The organism is Streptomyces rugosispiralis, from assembly GCF_024505145.1.
GTDB lineage: Bacteria > Actinomycetota > Actinomycetes > Streptomycetales > Streptomycetaceae > Streptomyces > Streptomyces rugosispiralis.
On record NZ_JANIAA010000003.1, the window covers coordinates 81,361 to 102,400 of the forward strand.

A 21,040-nucleotide genomic window follows, 5' to 3' on the forward strand; every position below is an offset into this window, starting at 1 on the left:
TTGACGTCAGATTCGAACGAGAAAACCGCGCCCCGGGCCGTCCGGAGGGGGCCCGGAGGTCACTTCTCCAGCACCGCCATGGCCGCGTTGTGCCCGGGGATTCCGCTCACCCCACCGCCGCGCACCGCGCCCGCGCCGCACAGCAGCACATTGGCGTGTCGCGTCTCCACGCCCCAGCGGCCGGTGCCCTCCTGGGCGTACGGGAAGGCCAGGTCCCGGTGGAAGATGTTGCCGCCGGGCAGCCGCAGGTCGGCGTCCAGGTCCAGCGGGGTCTTGGCCTCGATGCACGGCCGCCCGTCGGCGTCCCTGGCCAGACAGTCGGTAATCGGCTCGGCCAGATGCGCGTCCAGCTCCGCGAGGGTGGCGCGCAGCAGCGCGGTGCGCGCCGCGTCGTTGTCCTCGGTGAACAGCCGGGCGGGGGTGTGCAGTCCGAACAGGGTCAGGGTCTGACAGCCCTCGCGGGCGAGTTCCGGGCCGAGGATCGACGGGTCGGTCAGCGAGTGGCAGTAGATCTCCGACGGCGGCCGGTGCGGCAGCTCCCCCGCGGCCGCCTGGCGGTACGCCTCCTCCAGCGCGCCGTACCCCTCGGCGATGTGGAACGTCCCGGAGAACGCCTCGCGCGGGTCCACCTCGCGGTCGCGCAGCGCGGGCAGCCTGCGCAGCAGCATGTTCACCTTGAGCTGCGCCCCTTCGGCGGGCGGCGCGGGCGGCTCCTCGCCCAGCAGCCGGGCCAGCTCGCGCGGCGCCGCCCCGGCGAGCACATACCGGGCGGCCACGGTGGACTCCCCCGCCCCGCCCTCGTACCGCACCTCCGCCGAGGTGCCGTCGGTGGCGATCGACATGACCTCGCACCCGGTCGCGATCCGCGCGCCCGCCGCGCGGGCGGCGTCGGCGAGGGCGTCGGTGAGCGCGCCCATGCCGCCGACGGGCACGTCCCAGTCGCCGGTGCCGCCGCCGATCACGTGGTAGAGGAAGCAGCGGTTCTGACGCAGCGAGGGGTCGTGGGCTCGGGCGAAGGTGCCGATGAGCGCGTCGGTGAGGACCACGCCCCGGACGAGGTCGTCGTCGAACGCGGCCTCGATCGCCTCCCCCAGCGGCCGCTCGAACAGCGCCTGCCACGCCGCGTCGTCCCCGATCCGGGCCCGCAGCTCCTCCCGGGTTGGCAGCGGCTCGGTCAGCGTGGGGAAGACCCGTTCGGCGACGCGCCGGGTCATGCCGTAGAACCGCTCCCAGGACGCGTACTCCCGGTCCGACCCGGTCAGCCGCTCGAACGCGGCGCGCGTCCTGCCGGTGGCGGCGGTGTCCACCAGCAGCCCGGTGGGGCGCCCGCCCCGGACGTCGGGGGTGTACGAGGACACCGCGCGCTTGCGCACCGCGAAGCGCAGTCCGAGGTCGTCGACGATCCGCCGCGGCAACAGGCTGACCAGGTAGGAGTAGCGGGAGAGCCGTGCGTCCACCCCGGCGAAGGGCCGCGTGGACACCGCGGCGCCACCGGTGTGGCCGAGGCGCTCGAGCACCAGCACGCTCCGCCCGGCGCGGGCGAGGTACGCGGCGGCGACCAGGCCGTTGTGACCACCGCCGACGATGACGACGTCGTACGCATCGCTGTGAGACATGCCCTCTGGTTAGCACGCGGTGATCGCCGGGGCCAGGCCGCCCGGGGGTCACCTCGGCCGCCGGGGGTCACCTCGGCCGCGCCCGTTGCCCCGCCGTCTCGGCCGTCTCGGCCGCCTCAGCCGCCTCAGCCACCTCGGCCGTTTCAGCCGACTCCGCCGTCTCTTCGTGGCGGCCCAGCCGCTCCCGGCAGTGCGCCTCGTCGCCGCGGCTGACCAGGGTGTCGGGATGGTCGGGGCCGAGGACGCGCACGCGGGCGCGGGTCACCCGGCGGTAGTCGGCCAGCGCGTCCGACCAGCGGCCGAGCCAGCCCAGGGCGACGGCCACCTCGCGGCGGCTGACCAGGGTGTCGGGGTGGTCCGGGCCCAGGGCGCGCTCGCGCAGGGCGCGGACCTCCTGCGCCTCGGCGAGCGCCTCCTCCCAGCGGCCCAGCCGCCCCAGGCCGACGCCGAGGCCGTGCCGGGCGCGCAGGGTCTCCGGATCGGCGGGACCCTGGGCGCGGGTGCGGTCCTCGACCAACGCGCGGTAGACCGCGAGGGCCTCCTCGCCCCGGCCCAGCCGCCCCAGACCGGCGCCGATCTCGTAGCGGGCCGCCAGGGTGTCGGGGTGGTGAGGGCCCAGGGTGCGGGCGCGGGCGGCGGTCACCTCGCGGAAGATGCCCAGGGCCTCCCCCCAGCGGTCGAGGCGGCTGAGGGCGCAGGCCACCTCGTAGCGGGTGACCAGCGTGTCGGGGTGGTCGGGACCCAGCACCCGGGCGCGGGCCGCGGCCACCCGCTCCGCCATCCGGTACGCCTCCGCCCGGCGCCCCAGACAGCCCAGGTTGAAGGCGAGGTTGTGGCGGCAACGCAGGGTGTCGGGGTGGTCGGTGCCCATGGTCCGCTCACGGGCCGCGAGCACGGCGGTGTAGACGTCCTGGGCCTCGGCGAAGCGTCCGAGGCGGCCCAGGGTGAACGCGGTCTCCTGGCGGGCGGCGAGGGTGTCCGGATGGTCGGGGCCCAGCACGCGCCGGCGGCCCGCCGCGACCCGCTCGTACTCGCGCAGCGCGTCGCCCGGGCGGCCCAGGGCCCCGAGGGCGAAGGCGATCTCATAGCGGCTGGCGAGGGTGTCGGGGTGGTCGGCGCCCAGGGCGCGCTCGCGCTCGGCGGCCACCGTGCGATGGGTTTCCACGGCCTCCGCCCAGCGGCCCGACCGCCCCAGGTCCAGCCCGGCGCGGTGCCGCTCGGCCAACTGGCCCGGCACTCCGGGCGGGGCGGGGTCGGCGGGGACCTCGCGACCCCCGGTCCAGGCATCGGTGAGCGCGGCCGCCGCGTCGGGCGGGGTCGCCGACAGCAGCCCCACGCCGCCGGTGTGCGCCTTGGAGCCGGTGGTCATACGGCGGGCCCAGGCCGGGAGGCGGGGAGCCGGCGGTCCGGCGGTCAGCAGGCGCGGAGCAGGCGGTCCGGCGGCCGGGAGCACCCCGCGCGGCCCGGGGAACGGCGACGGCCGCCGGGACGCCCGCCCCGGGGCGATCCGCCCGGCGAACTCGGCGGCGTCGCGCGGTCGGTCCTCCGGGGTCTTGGCCAGCAGGTCGAGGACGGCGCGCTCGAACGGCTCGGGAAGCTCGGGCCGCTGGCGGCGCGGCGGGTCGGGCGCGGTGTGGCGGTGGCCGACGAGGATCGCCCAGGCCTCGTCGAGGGCGAACGGCGGCGCCCCCGTGGCCAGTTCGTAGAGCACACAGCCCAGCGAGTACAGATCGCTGCGGTGGTCGACCGGGTCGCCCGCGATCTGCTCGGGCGACATGTAGTGCGGAGTGCCCATGGCGACGCCGGCGCCGGTGAGCCGGGAGGTGAATCCGACGTCGTCGCCGAGGCGGGCGATGCCGAAGTCGCAGAGCTTCACGGTGCCGTCGGTGAGCCGCATGATGTTGGCCGGCTTCAGATCGCGGTGCACCACGCCCTGGTCATGGGTGTACGCGAGGGCCTCGGCCACCTGCTCGGCGATGTCCAGCACCTCGGGGACCGGCAGCGGCCGGCGCGCGTTGTCGGCCAGCAGCCGGCCGAGGTCACGGCCCTCCAGCAGCTCCATGACCAGGTACAGCACGCCCTCGTGCTCGCCGAAGTCATGCACCACGGTGACCCCGGGGTGCTGCAGCGCGGCGGCCACCCGCGCCTCCCGGCGGAACCGCTCGCGCACCACACCGGTGAACGAGGGGTCGTGCCGGGACCCCAGCGGTTTGAGGCATTTCACGGCGACGCGGCGGCCGAGCGACTCATCGCGCGCCCGCCACACCTCGCCCATTCCCCCGCGCCCGATCCGTTCCAGCAGCCGGTACCGGCCCTGGATCAACTTGATGTCCGCCATGCTCCCCCTGCCTTGGCGGAAGTCAGCTCCCGCCGCCCCCGTGGAGACCGGCCGCGAACGTCCGCGTCCCCGTCACATCCCCGCTGTCCAGTATGGCCGCGTTTCTGCGCAGTTTGTAGGGCGAGGGGCGGCTGCCCGGGCCGAGCCGTTCGACCGCCCGCATGATGTGCTTCGGCGGCAGCTGCCAGCGGGCCGTGGGCGGGATGCAGCGCAGCGCCCTGCCCATCACCCGCAATCTGCCGCTGACCACCCGCGGCGGGGGCCGCCCGTACAGCGCGTGGGCGTACGGGGGCAGGGTCCCGTAGGCGAGCGAGGCGAAGCGCCCCCAGATCACCTCGCGCGCCGGGACGAGCAGGGCATGGACCGGGGGCCGCCGCAGAAAGGCGTCCACCTCGCGGGCCTCGGGGGTGGCGGCGAGTTCGGGGCGCACCGTGGCGAAGTACGCGGCGAGCGCCGCCGTATCGGCCGGTACGACGGCGGGGTCGAGGCCGACCAGCCGGGCGGACACCACGTTCTCGGCGACGTAGGCGTCCGCCTGGGCGGCGGTGAGCGGATAGCCGGAGCGCCGCATCACATGGAGGTAGGAGTCGATCTCGGCGCAGTGCACCCACAGCAGCAGCTCGGGCTCGTCGACGCCGTACCGGACCCCGGTGGCCGGGTCGGTCAGGGAGAGCCCGCGGTGAATGCCCCGGACCTTGGCGCCCGCCCGCTCGGCGGCCTCGGTGGTGCCGTAGGTGATGGTGGCGACGAACCGCGCGGTGCGCAGCAGCCGTCCCCGGGCGTCCTTGCGGAAGTCGGAGTTCTGGGTGACGCCACGCACCGCGAGCGGATGCAGGGCCTGGAGGTACAGGGCGCGCACCCCCGCGATCCACATCACCGGGTCGCCGTGCATCTGCCAGGTGACCGACCGGGACCGTAGAGCCCCGGGTCGCCGTCCGATCCGCCCCGCCGTATGGCCGCCGCCATGGCCACCACCTCCCGACGGCCAGCCCAGGCGTCAGCCGGCCCCGGGGCGGGACCGCCCTGGGCTCACTTCTTGAGCGGCTGGGTGAAGCGCAGCAGATTGCCGGCGGGGTCGCGGAAGGCGCAGTCGCGTACACCGTAAGGCTGGTCCATGGGCTCCTGGAGCACCTCGCCGCCCGCGGCTCTGATGCGCTCGAAGGTGGCGTCGCAGTCGTCCGTCGCGAAGAGGACGCCGCGCAGCAGGCCCTTGGCCAACAGCTCCGCCATGGTCTGCCGGTCGGCCGGCGAGGCGTTCGGGTCGGCGAGGGGCGGCTCCAGGACGATGCTCACGTCCGGCTGCGAGGGCGACCCGACGGTCACCCAGCGCATCCCCTCGAAGCCCACGTCATTGCGCACCTCGAGGCCGAGCACATCGCGGTAGAAGGGGATCGCCTTGTCATGGTCGTCGACGGCGATGAAGCAGGTGGAAAGAGTGATGTCCATGCGGCTCACGCTACGGCCGCGCGGCGGGGCCCGCTTCTCCGTTCCTGACCGGTCGCGTGTGGATCTTGGCCATGCACGCCGGGATGGCGGCGCCGTGGTCATGGCTGCGGGCCCGGTAGCCGCTCGGGCTCTCGCCGACCAGCTGTGTGAAGCGCGAGCTGAACGAGCCCAGCGAGGTACAGCCGACCGCGATGCAGACCTCGGTCACCGTAAGGTCGCCACGGCGCAGCAGCGCCTTGGCCCGCTCGATGCGGCGGGTCATCAGATACCCGTACGGGGTCTCACCGAAGGCGGCGCGGAAGCTGCGGGAGAAGTGGCCCGGCGACATCAGGGCGCCCCGCGCCAGCGCCGGGACGTCGAGCGGCTCGGCGTAGTCGCGGTCCATCCGGTCGCGGGCCCGCCGCAGCCGGACGAGGTCATCGAGATCCTGCCGTTTCACCGGCCCAGTTTCCCACAGCGGGCGGACGCGGACCGGGAGCGGCGGGGGTCCGGACCGAGCGGGAGAACCCGGCGCGGAGGGGAAGCGGAGGGTAACCGGTCAGGAATGAAGAAGCCCCGGTCGCGGGGGTGTGGCTAGCGTCGAGCCACGACCTGCGAATCGGACGTATTGTTCGAAGCCGGTCGGGTCGATTCGGGCGACACCGGCGGGGGCCGCGCAGACGGTCCCCGCCCGAACAGATGGAGACACCATGAGCAGGGCCACGGACACGGACGCGCGGTCGCCCGAGCCCCACGCCGCCGACAGCCACGATCTGATCCGGGTGCACGGCGCGCGTGAGAACAACCTCAAGGACGTCAGCATCGAGATCCCCAAGCGCCGGCTGACGGTGTTCACCGGCGTCTCTGGCTCGGGCAAGAGCTCGCTGGTGTTCGACACCATCGCCGCGGAGTCACAGCGGCTGATCAACGAGACCTACAGCGCCTTCCTCCAGGGCTTCATGCCGAACCTGGCGCGCCCCGAGGTCGACGTGCTCGACGGGCTGACCACGGCCATCACCGTCGACCAGCAGCGGATGGGCTCCGACCCCCGCTCCACCGTGGGCACCGCCACCGACGCCAACGCGATGCTGCGCATCCTCTTCAGCCGGCTCGGCACACCGCACATCGGCCCGCCCGCCGCGTACTCCTTCAACACGGCCTCGGTCTCGGCGACCGGTGGCTTCACGGTCGACCGCGGGGCCGAGAAGACGAAGACCGAGAAGGTCAGCTTCAGCCGCACCGGTGGCATGTGCACCCACTGCGAGGGCCGGGGCACGGTCTCCGACATCGACCTCACCCAGCTGTACGACGACGCCAAGTCGCTCTCCGAGGACCCGTTCACCATCCCCACGTACACCGGGGACGGCTGGGTGGTACGGGTCATCTCCGAGTCGGGCTTCTTCGACAAGGGCAAGCCGATCCGCGAGTACACCAAGAAGGAGCGGCACGACTTCCTGTACCGCGAGCCGACCAAGGTGAAGATCAACGGGGTCAACCTCACCTACGAGGGTCTGATCCCGAAGCTCCAGAAGACCTTCCTGTCCAAGGACCGGGAGTCGATGCAGCCGCACATCCGGGCCTTCGTGGACCGGGCGGTCACCTTCGCCGAGTGTCCCGAGTGCGACGGCACCCGGCTCAGCGAACAGGCCCGCTCCTCCAAGATCGGCAAGGTCGGCATCGCCGACGCGTGCGCGATGGAGATCCGCGACCTGGCCGGCTGGGTCCGCGGACTCGAGGAGGCGTCGGTGGCGCCGCTGCTCACCAAGCTCCAGCACACCCTGGACTCATTCGTGGAGATCGGCCTCGGCTATCTCTCGCTGGACCGGGCCTCGGGCACGCTCTCCGGCGGCGAGGCGCAGCGCACCAAGATGATCCGCCATCTCGGCTCCTCGCTCACCGATGTCACCTACGTCTTCGACGAGCCCACCATCGGTCTGCACCCGCACGACATCCAGCGGATGAACAACCTGCTGCTGCGGCTGCGGGACAAGGGCAACACGGTGCTCGTGGTGGAGCACAAGCCGGAGACGATCGCCATCGCCGACCATGTCGTGGACCTCGGCCCCGGCGCCGGGACGGCGGGCGGCACCGTGTGCTTCGAGGGCACCGTCGAGGGGCTGCGGGCGAGCGACGGCGTCACCGGCCGCCATCTCGACGACCGGGCCACGCTCAAGGAGACGGTCCGCAAGGCCACCGGGCAACTGGAGATCCGCGGCGCGTCCGCGAACAACCTGCGGGACGTCGACGTCGACATCCCGCTCGGGGTGCTCTGCGTCGTCACCGGCGTCGCCGGTTCCGGCAAGAGCTCGCTCGTCCACGGCTCCATCCCGGCCCCGGAGGGCGTGGTCTCGGTGGACCAGACCCCGATCCGGGGCTCGCGCCGGAGCAACCCGGCCACGTACACCGGGCTGCTGGACCCGATCCGCAAGGCGTTCGCGAAGGCCAACGGCGTCAAGCCGGCCCTGTTCAGCGCCAACTCCGAGGGCGCCTGCCCCACCTGCAACGGCGCGGGCGTCATCTACACCGACCTCGCGATCATGCAGAGTGTGGCCACCACCTGCGAGGACTGCGAGGGCAAGCGGTTCAGCGCCTCGGTGCTGGAGTACCACCTCGGCGGCCGTGACATCAGCGAGGTGCTGGCGATGCCGGTGACCGAGGCCGAGGAGTTCTTCGGCAGCGGCGAGGCACGCACCCCGGCGGCGCACAAGATCCTTCAGTGGCTGACGGACGTCGGACTCGGCTATCTCACCCTCGGCCAGCCGCTCACCACGCTCTCCGGTGGCGAGCGGCAGCGGCTCAAGCTGGCCGTCCACATGGCCGGCAAGGGCGGGGTCTACGTGCTCGACGAGCCGACCACCGGGCTGCACCTCGCCGATGTGGAGCAGTTGCTCGGTCTGCTGGACCGGCTCGTGGACTCCGGCAAGTCGGTCATCGTCATCGAGCACCACCAGGCCGTCATGGCGCACGCCGACTGGATCGTCGACCTCGGCCCCGGCGCCGGTCACGACGGTGGCCGCGTCGTCTTCGAGGGCACCCCGGCCGACCTCGTGGCCGCCCGGTCCACCCTCACCGGTGAGCATCTCGCGGAGTACGTCGGCGGCTGACCGGAATCCTCGTGGGGCGCGCCGCCGTGCGGTGGCTCAGCGGCGCACCCGGGGCATCCCCAGCCCGATCCAGGAGATGATCTCCCGCTGGATCTCGTTGTTGCCGCCGCCGAAGGTGAAGACGACGCTGCTGCGGTAGCCGCGCTCCAGCTCGCCGTGGAGGACCTCGCCCGCCGAGCCCTCCTTGAGCGGACCGGCGGCGCCGACGACCTCCATCAGCCAGGCGTAGGCGTCGCGGCGCGCCTCGGAGCCGTACACCTTGACGGCGGAGGCGTCCTGCGGGGTGAGGGCCTCCCGCTCGAGGGCCTCGACCATCTGCCAGTTGAGCAGCTTCATGGCGTCCAGCCGGGCGTGGGTGCGGGCCAGCCGGGCGCGGACCCAGCCCAGGTCGATCACCCGGCGGCCGTCGGGGAGCTTGGTGTCGGCGGCCCACTGGCGGACGCCGCGCAGGGCGCGGATGGCCATGGTGCCGTGGGCGGCGAGGGTGACCCGCTCGTAGTTGAGCTGGGTGGTGATCATGCGCCAGCCCTCGTTCTCGGCGCCGACGCGGCGGGTGGCCGGAACGCGGATGTTCTCGTAGTAGCTGGCGGTGGTGTCGTGGGAGGCGAGGGTCTTGATGAGGGTGGAGGAGTAGCCGGGGTCGTCGGTCGGGACCAGCAGGATGCTGATGCCCTTGTGGGGTTTGGCGTCGGGGTCGGTCCGGACCGCGAGCCAGACCCAGTCGGCGGTGTCGCCGTTGGTGGTCCAGGTCTTCTGGCCGTTGATGATGTAGTCGTCGCCGTCGCGCACCGCGCGGGTCTTGAGGGAGGCGAGGTCGGTACCGGCGTCGGGCTCGCTGTAGCCGATCGCGAAGTCGATCTCGCCGGAGAGCACCTTGGGCAGGAAGTACGCCTTCTGCTCCTCGGTGCCGAACCGCATGATGGTGGGCCCGACGGTGTTGAGCGCCATCAGCGGCAGCGGCACCCCGGCCTGGGCCGCCTCGTCGAAGAAGATGAACTGCTCGACCGGGCCGAGCCCGCGCCCGCCGTACTCCCGTGGCCAGCCCACCCCCAGCCAGCCGTCGGTGCCGAGTCGGCGGATGGTCTCGCGGTAGAACCGCTTCTGCCCGGTGGAGTCGGCGTAGCGGGCATAGGCGTCATCGGGGACCAGTTCGGCGAAGTACGCGCGCAGTTCATCGCGCAACCGCCGCTGATCAGGGGTGTATTCGAGGTCCACGGCCCCTCCTGGAGTCTCGCGTGCGCCATGACGGCGGGCTGGGAGCGTCCTGGGATCGAGGGGCACGGTAGAACGTGTTCCAACAATACGGAAGGGCCGTGGACCGGACCGGTCGGCCCGGTCCACGGCCCGGGTCTCAGCCCTCCGCCCGGGGCGGGGTGTCCTCGCCGCCCGGCAGTACGGACCGTACCGGCCGGCCCGGACGCCAGGTGCGCAGCACCATCCGCCCGTTCTCCAGGGCGGTGTGCATCACCTCGGTCACCTCGGCGCGGAAGAGGTGGAAGGGCTCGGGCGGCCGGACCTCCGCGGCGAAGCGGGCGAGCGTCCCGGGGTCGGTCACCTCGACCGCCCGGCCGCTCACCCGCACGTCGCCCTCGGTGAGGTCCGCGCCCGGACCGGGGTTGGCCTGCACCGAGAACCGCGGATCACGGCGCAGGTCCAGCGCCTTGCGGGACTCGGGCATCATGCCGAGCCACAACTCACCGGAGAGGAAGTTCACTTCGAGCGGGGTCAGCCGCGGGGAGCCGTCCTGGCGCAGGGTGGCCAGCACATGGTGGCGGTAGCGCCGGAAGCGGTCCTGGGCGTAGTCGGCGAAGGCGGGCTCGGCCGCCGCGAATCCGGCCCAGCTGGTGGTCGGGTAGGTCATCGTCATGGCGCCCATGCTCGGACCGTTTCCGGACACCTCCTGTCGGGATTTCCGGGCTTCCCACTCCCGCGCCTGATCCGGGGGCAGATACGCGTTCCACTCGGTGCCCGGCAGCGGATAGGCGACCCAGGTGCGGGCGTAGTCCGGGGGCCGGGCCTGCCCGCGCCGCAGCAGCAGCGCGGTCGGTTCCCGGGCGGCGCGGCGCAGCAGCGCCGCCCGGGTGGTGGACCGGTTGTTCCCGCTGGTCTGGGCGGAGGAGCAGCCGGCGTGGTACGCGACGGGCAGGGCGCGGTCGCCGGTCACCAGGCAGGGCGGCCGCAGCCCCAGCCGCTGCAGCCCCTTCGCGGCGGTGCGATAGCGGCCGGTGGTGGCGTCGGACTGCTCGGCGGTGTGGTTGAGGATGACGATCTGGCTCGCCAGATGGAGCGTGATGATCACCCCGAGGGCGACCGCCAGGTGCTGCGGTGAGCGCGCGGCCCGTACGGCGCGGAACACCAGCCCGGCGATCGGCAGCGCCAGCAGCGCGTACGAGGGCATCAGGAAGCGCGGTGCGGAGTAGCCGATGAGCAGCAGATAGGGCAGGGCGAGAGTGGCCGCGCAGGCGATGGGCAGCACGGTCAGCGGTACGGCGGGGGGCCGGACCGCCGGGCGGCCGAGCCCCACCCGCACCCGGCGCAGCTCCTGGCGGTCGCGCAGGGCGATGTGGACGGCGAGGAGGGTCAGCACGGGCAGCGCCAGCCACCACACGGTCAGCTCCGGATGGCGCAGCGGCACCTCGCAGGGGCGGCACAGCTGGGGCCCGTTGAGGCTGCGCAGCGCGGCGCCGGCGCTGAAGTGGAGGCCCATGCCGCCCTCGACATCGCTGGAGGCGCTCAGCCGCTCCCCGATGCCGCCGAAGCGGTCGTACGCCTCGCCGATCCACTGGGCGGCGCCGAGCAGCGGTCCGGCGATCAGCGGAAGCAGGGCGGGCCGCCAGGTGCGCATCCCGATCGCGCCGATCAGCAGCGGCAGGGCGAGCCATCCCCCGTCGGGGGTGCGCACCAGGGTGACGCCCGCGAGGACGGCGGCCAGCCACCAGCGGGCGTTCGGTTCGTCCGGCACCCGGAGGAACCAGCCGACGGCGGCGACGGCGCCGATCGCCACCCAGAGGTTGGGCATCACCGCGGGCCCGCTGATCTGGGTGATCCACAGCCCGGAGAACAGCAGCGCGGCCAGGGCCACCTGGGGCGCGGGCAGCAGCCGGGTCCAGACCCGGAAGGCGCCGTAGAGCGCGCCCGCGGACAGCAGCATCAGCAGGATCCGCAGCGCCGGAATGGAGTCGGTGGCGGAGACGATCGGCGCGACCAGGAAACTGACACCGCGCGAGCGGGGTGCGCTGAAGTACGCGGGCGGGGTGCGCGGATCGACCTGGGAGACATACACGGACTCGTCCCAGCCCAGCGCGTGGCCGGTGTGCGGGATCACCACGGCGAGCTGGACCACGGCGTATCCGATGGCGACCAGACCGAGCCAGGGGGCCGGACGGCGGTACCGCTGCGGCGGGCGGGGCTGGGGGCGCGGGGGCAGGACGGCGGCCGCCGGTGCGGCAGTATTCTCCATGCGCGCACCATATGATGACTATGTACCTTTTTCGTCCTATTAGGCCGTTCGGCTCAGTGTCCAAGGGGTGCCAGGGACGCGGCGGATCCGTACGCTGTTGCAGCGGTGCACACCCCCATCCGGCGGAGGACGGACACACCTATGAAAATGCTCATCAACGTCCCCGAGACCGTGGTCCCCGACGCGCTGCGCGGACTGGCCGCCTGCCACCCCGAGCTGATCGTCGACGTCGACAACCGGGTGATCGTCCGGCGGGACGCGCCGGTCGAGGGCAAGGTGGGACTGGTCTCCGGCGGCGGGTCGGGGCATGAACCGCTGCACGGCGGCTTCGTGGGCCCCGGCATGCTCGACGCCGCCTGCCCCGGCGAGGTGTTCACCTCCCCGGTGCCGGACCAGATGGTGCGCGCGGCGGCCGCGGTGGACAGCGGCAAGGGCGTGCTGTTCATCGTCAAGAACTACACGGGCGACGTGCTCAACTTCGACATGGCCGCCGAGCTCGCCGAGGACGAGGGCATCCAGGTCGCCAAGGTCCTGGTCAACGACGACGCGGCGGTCACCGACAGCCTCTACACGGCGGGCCGGCGCGGCACCGGCGCCACCCTGTTCGTGGAGAAGATCGCGGGCGCGGCGGCCGACGAGGGCGCGCCGCTGGAGCGGGTGGAGTCGATCGCCCGGCGGGTGAACGAGCTCTCGCGGAGCTTCGGCGTCGCGCTCAGCGCCTGCTCCACCCCGGCCAAGGGCGGCCCCACCTTCGATCTGCCCGCCGGGGAGCTGGAGTTGGGCGTGGGCATCCACGGCGAGCCGGGGCGTGAGCGGCGGGCGATGATGACCTCCCACGAGATCGCCGACTACGCGGTGGAGGTGGTGATCGAGGACCTGCGCCCGGACAGCCCGGTGCTGCTGCTCGTCAACGGCATGGGGGCGACCCCGCAGCTGGAGCTGTACGGCTTCGCCGCCGAGGTGCACCGGGCGCTCGGCGAGCGCCGGGTGGCGGTGGCGCGTACGCTCGTCGGCAACTACGTCACATCACTCGACATGGCGGGCGCCTCGATCACGCTGTGCCAGGTCGACGAGGACCTCCTGCGGCTGTGGGACGCGCCGGTGCGGACCGCCGGGCTGCGCTGGGGCGCCTGAGACCGGCCGGCCCCCCGATACGTACGCTGTCGCCATTGGCTACACCCCGAGGAGGCGTCTGTGTCCAGCAGTGAACCCGCCGTCGACGACGTGCTCGACACCCCTTTCTTCCTCCGATGGCTCACCGCCGCGGCCACCTCCGTGAGCCGTGAGGCGGCCCGTCTCACCGACCTGGACTCCGCGATCGGCGACGCCGACCACGGCACCAATATGCAGCGCGGCTTCGCCGCCGTGACCGAGGCGCTGGAGAAGGAGCCCCCGGGCTCGCCCGGGGCCACGCTCATCCTGGCCGGGCGCCAGCTGATCTCCAAGGTCGGCGGGGCCTCCGGACCGCTGTACGGCACGCTGCTGCGGCGCGCCGGCAAGGCGCTCGGCGACGCCGAGCAGATCACCCCGCAGCAGTTGGCGGACGCGCTGCGGGCCGGGGTGGACGCGGTGGCGCAGCTCGGTGGCGCCGCGCCCGGCGACAAGACGATGCTGGACGCGCTGCTCCCCGCCGTCGAGGCGCTGGGCGGGGACGCCGGGTCGTTCGCGGCCGCGGGCGAGGCCGCCGAGAAGGGGGCGCTGGCCACCGTGCCGATGCTGGCCCGCAAGGGCAGGGCCAGCTATCTGGGTGACCGCAGCGTGGGCCACCAGGACCCGGGCGCCACCTCTTCCGCGCTGATCATCGGCGCGCTGGCGGAGGCGGCCCGATGACCGAGGAGAGCGGGAAGGTCGGCATAGTCCTGGTGTCGCACAGCGCGGCGGTGGCCGACTCCGTCGCCGAGCTGGCGAAGGCGCTGTCCGGCGGCGGCACGGCGCCGGTCCGCGCCGCGGGCGGCACCCCGGACGGCGGCTTCGGCACCAGTCCGGAGCTGATAGCGGAGGCGGCCCAGGCGGTCGACCGGGGCGCCGGAGTGGCGGTCCTGGTGGACCTGGGCAGCGCGGTCCTGTCCGTCAAGGCGCTGCTGGCCGAGGGCGACGAACTGCCCGACGGCACCCGATTGGTGGACGCGCCGCTCGTGGAGGGCGCGGTCGCGGCGCTCGTCACCGCCTCGACCGGGGCGGATGTGGAGGCGGTGCTCCAGGCGGCCTCGGAGGCGTACGACTACCGCAAGGTCTGATACCGCCGCACGCCATTGAACGGGCCCCGCCGACACCGGCGGGGCCCTGTTCCGTCCGAGCCCCGTTCCGTCCGAGCCCCCGTTCCGCCCGAACCCAGTTCCCCCCCAACCCAGTTCCGTCCGGGCTCTGTTCATCTTTCAACGAACACTCAGGACGCATATTTGCACCGCCGCTTATTCCGCTGATACTCGGCGCGTACGGGGCGAGTTGCCCGGTTTCGGACCGCTCCGGGCCCGGTGACAGCACCCCGCCCCCTTCGGCCGTCAAGTGATAGGCGCGATAGCAGAACGGGCTTCCGAATCCGTCGATCTTGCGTCTAGACTGCTCATGTCCGAGTGGGGGGACCGGCGGCACTCAGGGGGAATAAATGAGCGCAATTGAGTGTGCCCGCGCGCACCTGGCATCCATCGAACCGATGATGTCCACGCGGGTGTCGCACCGGCCGGGGTCCCTTTGTGGCCCGGCCCGGATTCCATGCGCGGAAATGACCTCTCCGCGCCGACCGGACGATTCCCTGAGCGTCTGATCTTCGCACCCTTCACGGGGCGTTCGACATATCGACCATGGCGGCGGTCGCGTCTCACGTCTGCCTTCATGGCGCCGTACAGAGCACGGACGGCAATCCATCTTTTTCCATACAAAGCAAGGGTTTCCGCGTGCCTGTTTTCTTCTCCTTAATCAACGGATTTCGACATTTCGACGTGGAGGAGTCAGTCGCATGACCACACCCACGCTCAGCCCCGGCCGCTTGGATGCGGATACCGTCCGCGAGTCGGTGGACGTCGTACTCGAAGATTTCCTGACGGCCAAGGCCAGCACCACCCCGCAGCACCATCTGCCCTATCTCTCCGGGCTGCTCAGGGATTTCCTGTCCGGCGGAAAGCGCATACGGCCCCTGCTGTGTGTCACCGGCTGGCAGGCCGTCGGCGGCGGCGAGGACACCGAGACGGTGTTCCGGGTGGCCGCCTGCCTGGAGATGTTCCACGCCTTCGCGCTGATCCACGACGACGTCATGGACGACAGCGACACCCGTCGCGGCCGGCCGACCATCCATCGCACCCTGGCCGCGCTGTGCACCACCGACCGCAGCCCCGATCAGATCGAGCGGTTCGGGGTCAGCGGGGCGGTGCTGCTCGGCGACCTCGCCCTCACCTGGTCGGACGAGCTCCTGCACTCGGCCGGCCTGACCCCCGTCCAGTTCGACGCCGTGCTGCCGCTGCTGTCGGAGATGCGCACCGAGGTGATGCTGGGCCAGTACCTCGATCTGCAGGCCACCGGGGAGCTGACGGACGACGTCGAGGCCACCCTCACGGTCAACCGGTACAAGACCGCCAAGTACACCATCGAGCGTCCGCTGCACGTCGGAGCCGCCATCGCGGGCGCCCGCCCGGAGGCCATGGAGGCGTTCACCGCCTACGCCCTGCCGCTCGGCGAGGCGTTCCAGCTCCGCGACGATCTGCTGGGCGTGTACGGCGATCCGGAGTCGACCGGCAAGTCCCAGCTGGACGATCTGCGGGCCGGGAAGAACACCACCCTGATCGCGCTCGCCCTGCGCGGCTCCGACAGCGTCCAGGCGGCGCGGCTGCGCAGCCTCATCGGCAATCCGCTGCTGGACGAGCGGGACGCCGCGACCATTCAGGAGATCTTCGCCGCCACCACCGCCCGGGACGCCGTCGAGCAGATGATCGACGACCGCCGGACGCAGGCCCTGCGGGCCCTCGACGACGCCCCATTCACCGCGGACGCGGTCAACGCGCTGAAGCAGATCGCCCGCATGGCCACTGTGAGGAACTCATGACGACAGGATTTTCCACGGCCGGGGCCCAGCACATCCGCCGGAACAGCGTCCGCCCGTACCTGGCGGAGTGCACCCGCCGCTTCCAGGAGATGTTCGACCGCCATGTCGTCACCCGGCCCACCAAGGTCGAATTGACCGACGCGGAACTGCGCGAGGTCGTCGACGACTGCAACGCGGCGGTGGCCCCGCTCGGCAAATCGGTTTCCGATGAGCGCTGGATATCCTATGTGGGGGTGGTGCTGTGGTCCCAGAGCCCCCGCCATATCAAGGACATGGAGGCGTTCAAGGCCGTCTGCGTCCTGAACTGCGTGACGTTCGTGTGGGACGACATGGATCCCGCACTCCACGACTTCGGCCTCTTCCTGCCCGAGCTGCGCAAGATCTGCGAGAAGTACTACGGCCCCGAGGACGCGGAGGTCGCGTACGAGGCGGCCCGCGCCTTCGTCACCAGCGACCATATGTTCCGCAACTCGCCCATCAAGGCGGCGTTGTGCACCACCTCCCCCGAGCAGTATTTCCGTTTCCGGGTCACCGACATCGGCGTCGACTTCTGGATGAAGATGTCGTATCCGATCTACCGGCATCCGGAGTTCACCGAACACGCCAAGACCAGCCTGGCCGCGCGCATGACCACCCGCGGACTCACCATCGTCAACGACTTCTACTCCTATGACCGCGAGGTCTCCCTGGACCAGATCACCAACTGTTTCCGGCTCTGCGATGTGAGCGATGAGACGGCGTTCAAGGAGTTCTTCCAGGCCCGGCTGGATGACATGGTCGAGGACATCGAGTGCATCAAGGCGTTCGACCGGCTGACGCAGGACGTCTTCCTCGATCTGATCTACGGCAACTTCGTCTGGACCACCAGCAACAAGCGCTACAAGACGGCCGTCAACGACGTCAACTCTCGCATCCAGTGAGGGAACGGGGATCCGTGACTCCCGCGAAGAGCTCCGCACAGCCGGAGCGCTCCTGGACCACCGGCACCGCGCCCGGCTCGGTGCCGCTGCTGGGGCACACCCTGGCGCTCTGGCGCCGTCCGCTTCAGTTCCTGGCCTCCCTGCCCGCCCACGGCGATCTGGTGGAGGTCAGGCTGGGACCCAGCCGCGCCTATCTGGCCTGCCACCCCGAGCTGGTCCGTCAGGTGCTGCTCAATCCCCGGGTGTTCGACAAGGGCGGGGTCTTCGACAAGGCGCGGCAGCTGCTCGGGAACAGCCTCTCGGTCTCCCGGGGCGAGGACCACCGCTACCAGCGCCGGATGATCCAGCCCGCGTTCCACACCCCTAAGATCGCCGCCTACACCGCCGCGGTCGCCGATGACACCCGCGCCGCGATCGGCTCCTGGGAGCCGGGGCGCACCCTGGACATCAGCGACACCATGCACGCCCTGCTGATGCGGGTGGCCGCGCGGACGCTGTTCTCCACCGGGATCGACGAGGCGACGATCGACGAGGCACGCCACTGTCTGCGCATCGTCTCGGACGGCATCTACAAGCGCACGATGGCGCCTTTGGGGATCATGGAGAAGCTCCCCACCCCGGGCAACCGGCGCTATGACCGGGCCAATGCCCGGCTGCGGCAGATCGTGGACGAGATGATCCGCGAGCGCCGGCGCTCCGGCGCCGACCACGGCGATCTGCTCTCCACGCTGCTGCGCGCCGAACACCCCGAGACCGGGAAGGGCCTTGACGACGGCGAGGTCCTCGACCAGGTGGTCACCTTCCTGGTGGCCGGGAGCGAGACCACCGCCTCGACCCTGGCCTTCGTCTTCCATCTCCTGGGCGCCCACCCGGAGGTGGAGAAGCGGGTGCACGCCGAGATCGACGAGGCCCTGGAGGGCCGCAGCCCCACCTTCGAGGACCTGCCGTCCCTGGAGTACACCCGCGGGGTCATCACCGAGTCGCTGCGGCTGTATCCGCCGTCCTGGATGGCGATGCGGGTCACGGCGGACGAGACCGAACTCGGCGGCCGGACCGTCCCGGCGGGGACGATGATCCTCTACAGCGCCCAGGCGCTGCACCACAACCCCGAACTGTTCCCCGACCCGGAGCGGTTCGACCCGGAGCGCTGGCTCGGCGACCGCGCCAAGGAGGTGGAGCGCGGGGCGTTGCTCCCGTTCGGCGCGGGCAGCCACAAGTGCATCGGCGACGTCCTGGCGCTGACCGAGACCGCCCTCATCGTGGCGACGATCGCGAGCCGCTGGCGTCTGCGCCCGGTGCCCGGGACGACGTTGCGCCCCGAGCCGAAGGCGACACTCGAACCCGGCCCGCTGCCCATGGTGTGCGAGCCGCGCTGACGACGTCCGGTCCGGGGTCCGCCCCGGACCGGGCGCCCCGTACCTTCCGTACCCCACCTCGCGAGTGAAGGACATCTTCCGCATGAGGACCGCGCAGCACCCGGCGACGCGCCACTGGCGGCACGCCGTCGCCCCCGGCGGGCTTCCGCTGGCCGGCCATGCCCTGCTCATGGGCCGCAAACCGCTTCAGTTCCTGGCCTCCCTGCCCGCCCACGGCGATCTGGTCGAGCTCCGGCTGGGGCCCCGGCCCGTCTATCTGCCCTGTCATCCGGAGCTGATCCAGCAGGTGCTGGTGAACGCGCGGGTCTACGACACCGGCGGGCCGGTCAAGGAGAAGGCCAAGCCCATCCTGGGCAACGGCCTGATCACCTCCGACTGGGCGGACCACCGGCGACAGCGCCGGCTGGTGCAGCCCGCCTTCCACACCGCCCGGATCGCCAAGTACGCCGAGGTGATGGAGCGGGAGTGCGAGGCCGAGTCGACGGCGTGGACGGCGCGCCGCCCCATCGACGTGAGCCACGAGATGCTCGCGCTCACCGCGCGGGTGACGGCCCGTGCGCTCTTCTCGACCGATATGGCACCGCATGCCGTGGCCGAGATCCAGCACTGTCTGCCCATCGTCGTGGAGGGCGCCTACCGGCAGGCGATCGACCCCACCGGGCTGCTGGCCAAGCTCCCGCTCGCGGCGAACCGGGGCTTCGACGACGCGCTCGCCCGGCTCAACCAGCTCATCGACCGCATGATCGACGACTACAAGGCGTCGGACGACGGCGACCGCGGCGATGTGCTGTCCGCGCTCTTCGCGGCGCAGGACGACGAGACCGGCGGCACGATGTCGGACCAGGAGATTCACGACCAGGTCATGACCCTGCTGCTGGCCGGGATCGAGACCACCGCCTCCGCGCTGACCTGGACCTGGTTCCTGCTCGGCCGCAACCCCCTGGCCGAGGCCGCGCTGCACGCCGAGGTCGACGAGGTGCTGGGCGGGCGCGCCCCGCGCTACGCCGACGTCCCCCGGCTCGCGTACACCCAGCGGGTGTTCAGCGAGGCGCTGCGGCTCTTCCCGCCCGCGTGGCTGTTCACCCGGACCACGACCGAGACCACCGAGCTCGGCGGGCGGCGGCTGCCCCCGGCGTCGGACGTGCTGATCAGCCCGTACGTGCTGCACCGCGACCCGGCCCTCTTCCCCCGCCCGGAGTCCTTCGACCCGGACCGCTGGCTCCCCGAGCGGGCCAAGGAGGTGACGCGCGGCTCGTATCTGCCGTTCGGCGGTGGCAGCCGCAAGTGCATCGGCGATGTCTTCGGCATGACGGAGGCGACGCTCACCCTGGCCGCGATCGCGGGCCGCTGGCGGATGCGCCCGATTCCGGGGACGAAGATCCGGCCGAGGCCGCAGATGAGCCTCACGGCCGGTCCGCTGCGGATGATTCCGGAACCACGCTGAACGCCGTGCTCCACGGACCCTACGGACCGCGGTGGCCGGCCACCGCGGTCCGTGGAGTGCTCCTGGCCGGGGGCTCAGGCGTCCGGAACGCGGGCTCGGGCGTCCGGAACCGGGGTGAAACGTACCGGCAGTCGCCGCAGCCCGCGCAGCATCAGGCTGGGCCGCCAGGCGAGCTCGGCCGGATCGGCGTCCAGGGCCAGCTCGGGGCAGCGCTCCAGCAGGGCCCGGAAGGCGATGGCCCCTTCGAGCCGGGCGAGCGGGGCGCCCAGACAGTGGTGGACGCCATGGCCGAAGCCGAGATGGCCGCGCGGTGCGCGCCGGATGTCGAAGCGGTCCGGCTCGGCGAAGCGCCGGGGGTCGCGCGACCCGGCGGCCAGGACGACCCCGACCGGCTCCCCGGCCGGAATGGTCGTGCCCGCGATCTCCACCGGCTCCCGGGTGAAGCGGAACGCGGCGCTCTCCACCGGGCCGTCGTAGCGCAGCATCTCCTCGATCGCGCCCTCCAGCAGCGACCAGTCGGCGCGCAGCGCGGCCAGTTGCTCGGGGTGGCGGAGCAGGGCGAGGGTGCCGCTGGAGATCAGGTTGGCGGAGGTCTCGTAGCCCGCGACCAGCAGCACAAAGGTCATGCCGAGCATCTCCTCGTCGGAGAGCGCGTCGCCGTCCCCGTCCATGGTGCGGACCAGGGCGCTGAGCAGATCGTCGCCGGATGCGCGGCGCTTGGTCTCGATGAGCTCCGCGAAGTAGCCCGTCAGGGCCTGGGCGGCGGCACCGGCGGCCTCCGGGCGGCTCAGGTCGGTGCTCTCGAGGTACCAGTCGTGGAACGCCTTGCGATCCGTCTCCGGCACGCCCAGCAGCTCGCAGATGACGGCCAGGGGCAGCGGCAGCGCGTAGTCCTCGACGAGGTCGGCCCGGCCCAGCGGGGCCATCGCGTCCAGCAGTTCGTCCGCGATCTGCCGGACGCGGGGGCGCAGGGCCTCGATCCGGCCCGGGGTGAAGGCACGGGCCACCAGCCCCCGCAGCCGGGTGTGGTGCGGCGGGTCGGTCTGCACCATGTTCCGCCCGATGGCGTTGCCGCCGTCGTCCTGCCACGCGGCCGAGTACCGGACGTCATTGCTCAGCCGGGGATCGGTCAGCGCGGCGCGGACCTCCTCGTGGCCGACGACGAGCCAGAACTCACCGGAGACGTCGGTGCGCACCCGGTGGACCGGGCCCCGCTCCCGCAGACGTGCGTAGACCGGATACGGGTTGACGACGAAATCCGCGCCGAGCGCGGACAGATCCTGGGGCATGTGATCCCCTCAGTCGGTTGGCGGCTTCCCCC

15 protein-coding genes and 1 pseudogene are annotated in these 21,040 nt (G+C 72.1%); 8 read left to right on the forward strand and 8 right to left on the reverse strand.

The features are described from left to right. Window positions 1-59: 59 nt before the first annotated feature. From NP777_RS06850 to NP777_RS06870, 5 genes and pseudogenes are all read right to left on the reverse strand, one after another. Complete coding sequence (locus tag NP777_RS06850; protein WP_256649152.1) at window positions 60-1,616, reverse strand: phytoene desaturase family protein; 1,557 nt, start codon at window positions 1,614-1,616, stop codon at window positions 60-62. 67 nt (window positions 1,617-1,683) lie between these two features. After that, a complete protein-coding gene (locus NP777_RS06855; protein ID WP_256649153.1) occupies window positions 1,684-3,954 on the reverse strand; it encodes a serine/threonine-protein kinase in 2,271 nt (756 codons plus the stop codon). Between the two features lie 22 nt (window positions 3,955-3,976). Continuing rightward, window positions 3,977-4,920: pseudogene (locus NP777_RS06860) on the reverse strand (oxygenase MpaB family protein). 63 nt (window positions 4,921-4,983) lie between these two features. Continuing rightward, the gene (locus tag NP777_RS06865) at window positions 4,984-5,400 is read right to left on the reverse strand and encodes a VOC family protein (RefSeq protein ID WP_256649154.1); all 417 of its coding nucleotides are present in this window, start codon (window positions 5,398-5,400) and stop codon (window positions 4,984-4,986) included. Window positions 5,401-5,410: 10 nt separating this feature from the next. After that, a complete protein-coding gene (locus tag NP777_RS06870) occupies window positions 5,411-5,839 on the reverse strand; it encodes a helix-turn-helix transcriptional regulator (RefSeq protein ID WP_256649155.1) in 429 nt (142 codons plus the stop codon). 250 nt (window positions 5,840-6,089) lie between these two features. On the opposite strand from NP777_RS06870, the gene NP777_RS06875 reads away from it, so the two are divergent. Then, the gene (locus tag NP777_RS06875; protein WP_256649156.1) at window positions 6,090-8,483 is read left to right on the forward strand and encodes an ATP-binding cassette domain-containing protein; all 2,394 of its coding nucleotides are present in this window, start codon (window positions 6,090-6,092) and stop codon (window positions 8,481-8,483) included. A gap of 36 nt (window positions 8,484-8,519) precedes the next feature. Here NP777_RS06875 and NP777_RS06880 read toward each other — a convergent pair whose 3' ends face one another. Further along, a complete protein-coding gene (locus NP777_RS06880; RefSeq protein ID WP_256649157.1) occupies window positions 8,520-9,698 on the reverse strand; it encodes an acyl-CoA dehydrogenase family protein in 1,179 nt (392 codons plus the stop codon). 136 nt (window positions 9,699-9,834) lie between these two features. Continuing rightward, the gene (locus NP777_RS06885) at window positions 9,835-11,943 is read right to left on the reverse strand and encodes a pyridoxamine 5'-phosphate oxidase family protein (protein WP_256649158.1); all 2,109 of its coding nucleotides are present in this window, start codon (window positions 11,941-11,943) and stop codon (window positions 9,835-9,837) included. Between the two features lie 141 nt (window positions 11,944-12,084). Between NP777_RS06885 and dhaK the strand changes: the two genes are divergently transcribed. The 7 genes from dhaK (at window position 12,085) to NP777_RS06920 (ending at window position 19,719) form a co-directional block, all read left to right on the forward strand. After that, window positions 12,085-13,077 (forward strand): dihydroxyacetone kinase subunit DhaK, encoded by a 993-nt coding sequence (dhaK, locus tag NP777_RS06890; RefSeq protein ID WP_256649159.1) that lies wholly within the window; start codon window positions 12,085-12,087, stop codon window positions 13,075-13,077. Window positions 13,078-13,137: 60 nt separating this feature from the next. Beyond that, window positions 13,138-13,773 carry a dihydroxyacetone kinase subunit DhaL gene (gene dhaL / locus NP777_RS06895; RefSeq protein ID WP_256649160.1) on the forward strand — a complete coding sequence of 212 codons (636 nt, stop codon included), beginning with the start codon at window positions 13,138-13,140 and terminating at the stop codon, window positions 13,771-13,773. After that, the gene (dhaM, locus tag NP777_RS06900) at window positions 13,770-14,180 is read left to right on the forward strand and encodes a dihydroxyacetone kinase phosphoryl donor subunit DhaM (protein WP_256649161.1); all 411 of its coding nucleotides are present in this window, start codon (window positions 13,770-13,772) and stop codon (window positions 14,178-14,180) included. The genes dhaL and dhaM overlap by 4 nt, the downstream gene beginning before the upstream one ends. Window positions 14,181-14,899: 719 nt before the next feature. Then, entirely contained in the window at window positions 14,900-15,979 is a 1,080-nt protein-coding gene (locus tag NP777_RS06905; RefSeq protein WP_256649162.1) for a polyprenyl synthetase family protein, read from the forward strand. Next, window positions 15,976-16,899: a terpene synthase family protein gene (locus NP777_RS06910; RefSeq protein WP_256649163.1), complete on the forward strand. Its 924-nt coding sequence runs from the start codon at window positions 15,976-15,978 to the stop codon at window positions 16,897-16,899. Before NP777_RS06905 ends, NP777_RS06910 begins: the two co-directional genes overlap by 4 nt. A gap of 14 nt (window positions 16,900-16,913) precedes the next feature. Then, on the forward strand, window positions 16,914-18,275 hold the full coding sequence (locus NP777_RS06915; protein WP_256649164.1) for a cytochrome P450: 1,362 nt from the start codon (window positions 16,914-16,916) through the stop codon (window positions 18,273-18,275). Between the two features lie 82 nt (window positions 18,276-18,357). Next, window positions 18,358-19,719: a cytochrome P450 gene (locus tag NP777_RS06920; protein WP_256649165.1), complete on the forward strand. Its 1,362-nt coding sequence runs from the start codon at window positions 18,358-18,360 to the stop codon at window positions 19,717-19,719. 74 nt (window positions 19,720-19,793) lie between these two features. On the opposite strand, the gene NP777_RS06925 is transcribed toward NP777_RS06920, so the two are convergent. After that, on the reverse strand, window positions 19,794-21,008 hold the full coding sequence (locus tag NP777_RS06925; protein WP_256649166.1) for a cytochrome P450 family protein: 1,215 nt from the start codon (window positions 21,006-21,008) through the stop codon (window positions 19,794-19,796). Between the last annotated feature and the right edge of the window lie 32 nt (window positions 21,009-21,040).

Excerpts from the sequence above, each read along its gene's own strand:
- NP777_RS06855 (WP_256649153.1), bottom strand. The coding sequence starts at position 3,954 with ATGGCGGACATCAAGTTGATCCAGGGCCGGTACCGGCTGCTGGAACGG.
- NP777_RS06850 (WP_256649152.1), bottom strand. The coding sequence starts at position 1,616 with ATGTCTCACAGCGATGCGTACGACGTCGTCATCGTCGGCGGTGGTCAC.
- dhaK (WP_256649159.1), top strand. The coding sequence starts at position 12,085 with ATGAAAATGCTCATCAACGTCCCCGAGACCGTGGTCCCCGACGCGCTG.
- NP777_RS06905 (WP_256649162.1), top strand. The coding sequence starts at position 14,900 with ATGACCACACCCACGCTCAGCCCCGGCCGCTTGGATGCGGATACCGTC.
- NP777_RS06910 (WP_256649163.1), top strand. The coding sequence starts at position 15,976 with ATGACGACAGGATTTTCCACGGCCGGGGCCCAGCACATCCGCCGGAAC.
- NP777_RS06920 (WP_256649165.1), top strand. The coding sequence starts at position 18,358 with ATGAGGACCGCGCAGCACCCGGCGACGCGCCACTGGCGGCACGCCGTC.
- dhaM (WP_256649161.1), top strand. The coding sequence starts at position 13,770 with ATGACCGAGGAGAGCGGGAAGGTCGGCATAGTCCTGGTGTCGCACAGC.
- NP777_RS06925 (WP_256649166.1), bottom strand. The coding sequence starts at position 21,008 with ATGCCCCAGGATCTGTCCGCGCTCGGCGCGGATTTCGTCGTCAACCCG.
- NP777_RS06875 (WP_256649156.1), top strand. The coding sequence starts at position 6,090 with ATGAGCAGGGCCACGGACACGGACGCGCGGTCGCCCGAGCCCCACGCC.
- NP777_RS06865 (WP_256649154.1), bottom strand. The coding sequence starts at position 5,400 with ATGGACATCACTCTTTCCACCTGCTTCATCGCCGTCGACGACCATGAC.
- NP777_RS06885 (WP_256649158.1), bottom strand. The coding sequence starts at position 11,943 with ATGGAGAATACTGCCGCACCGGCGGCCGCCGTCCTGCCCCCGCGCCCC.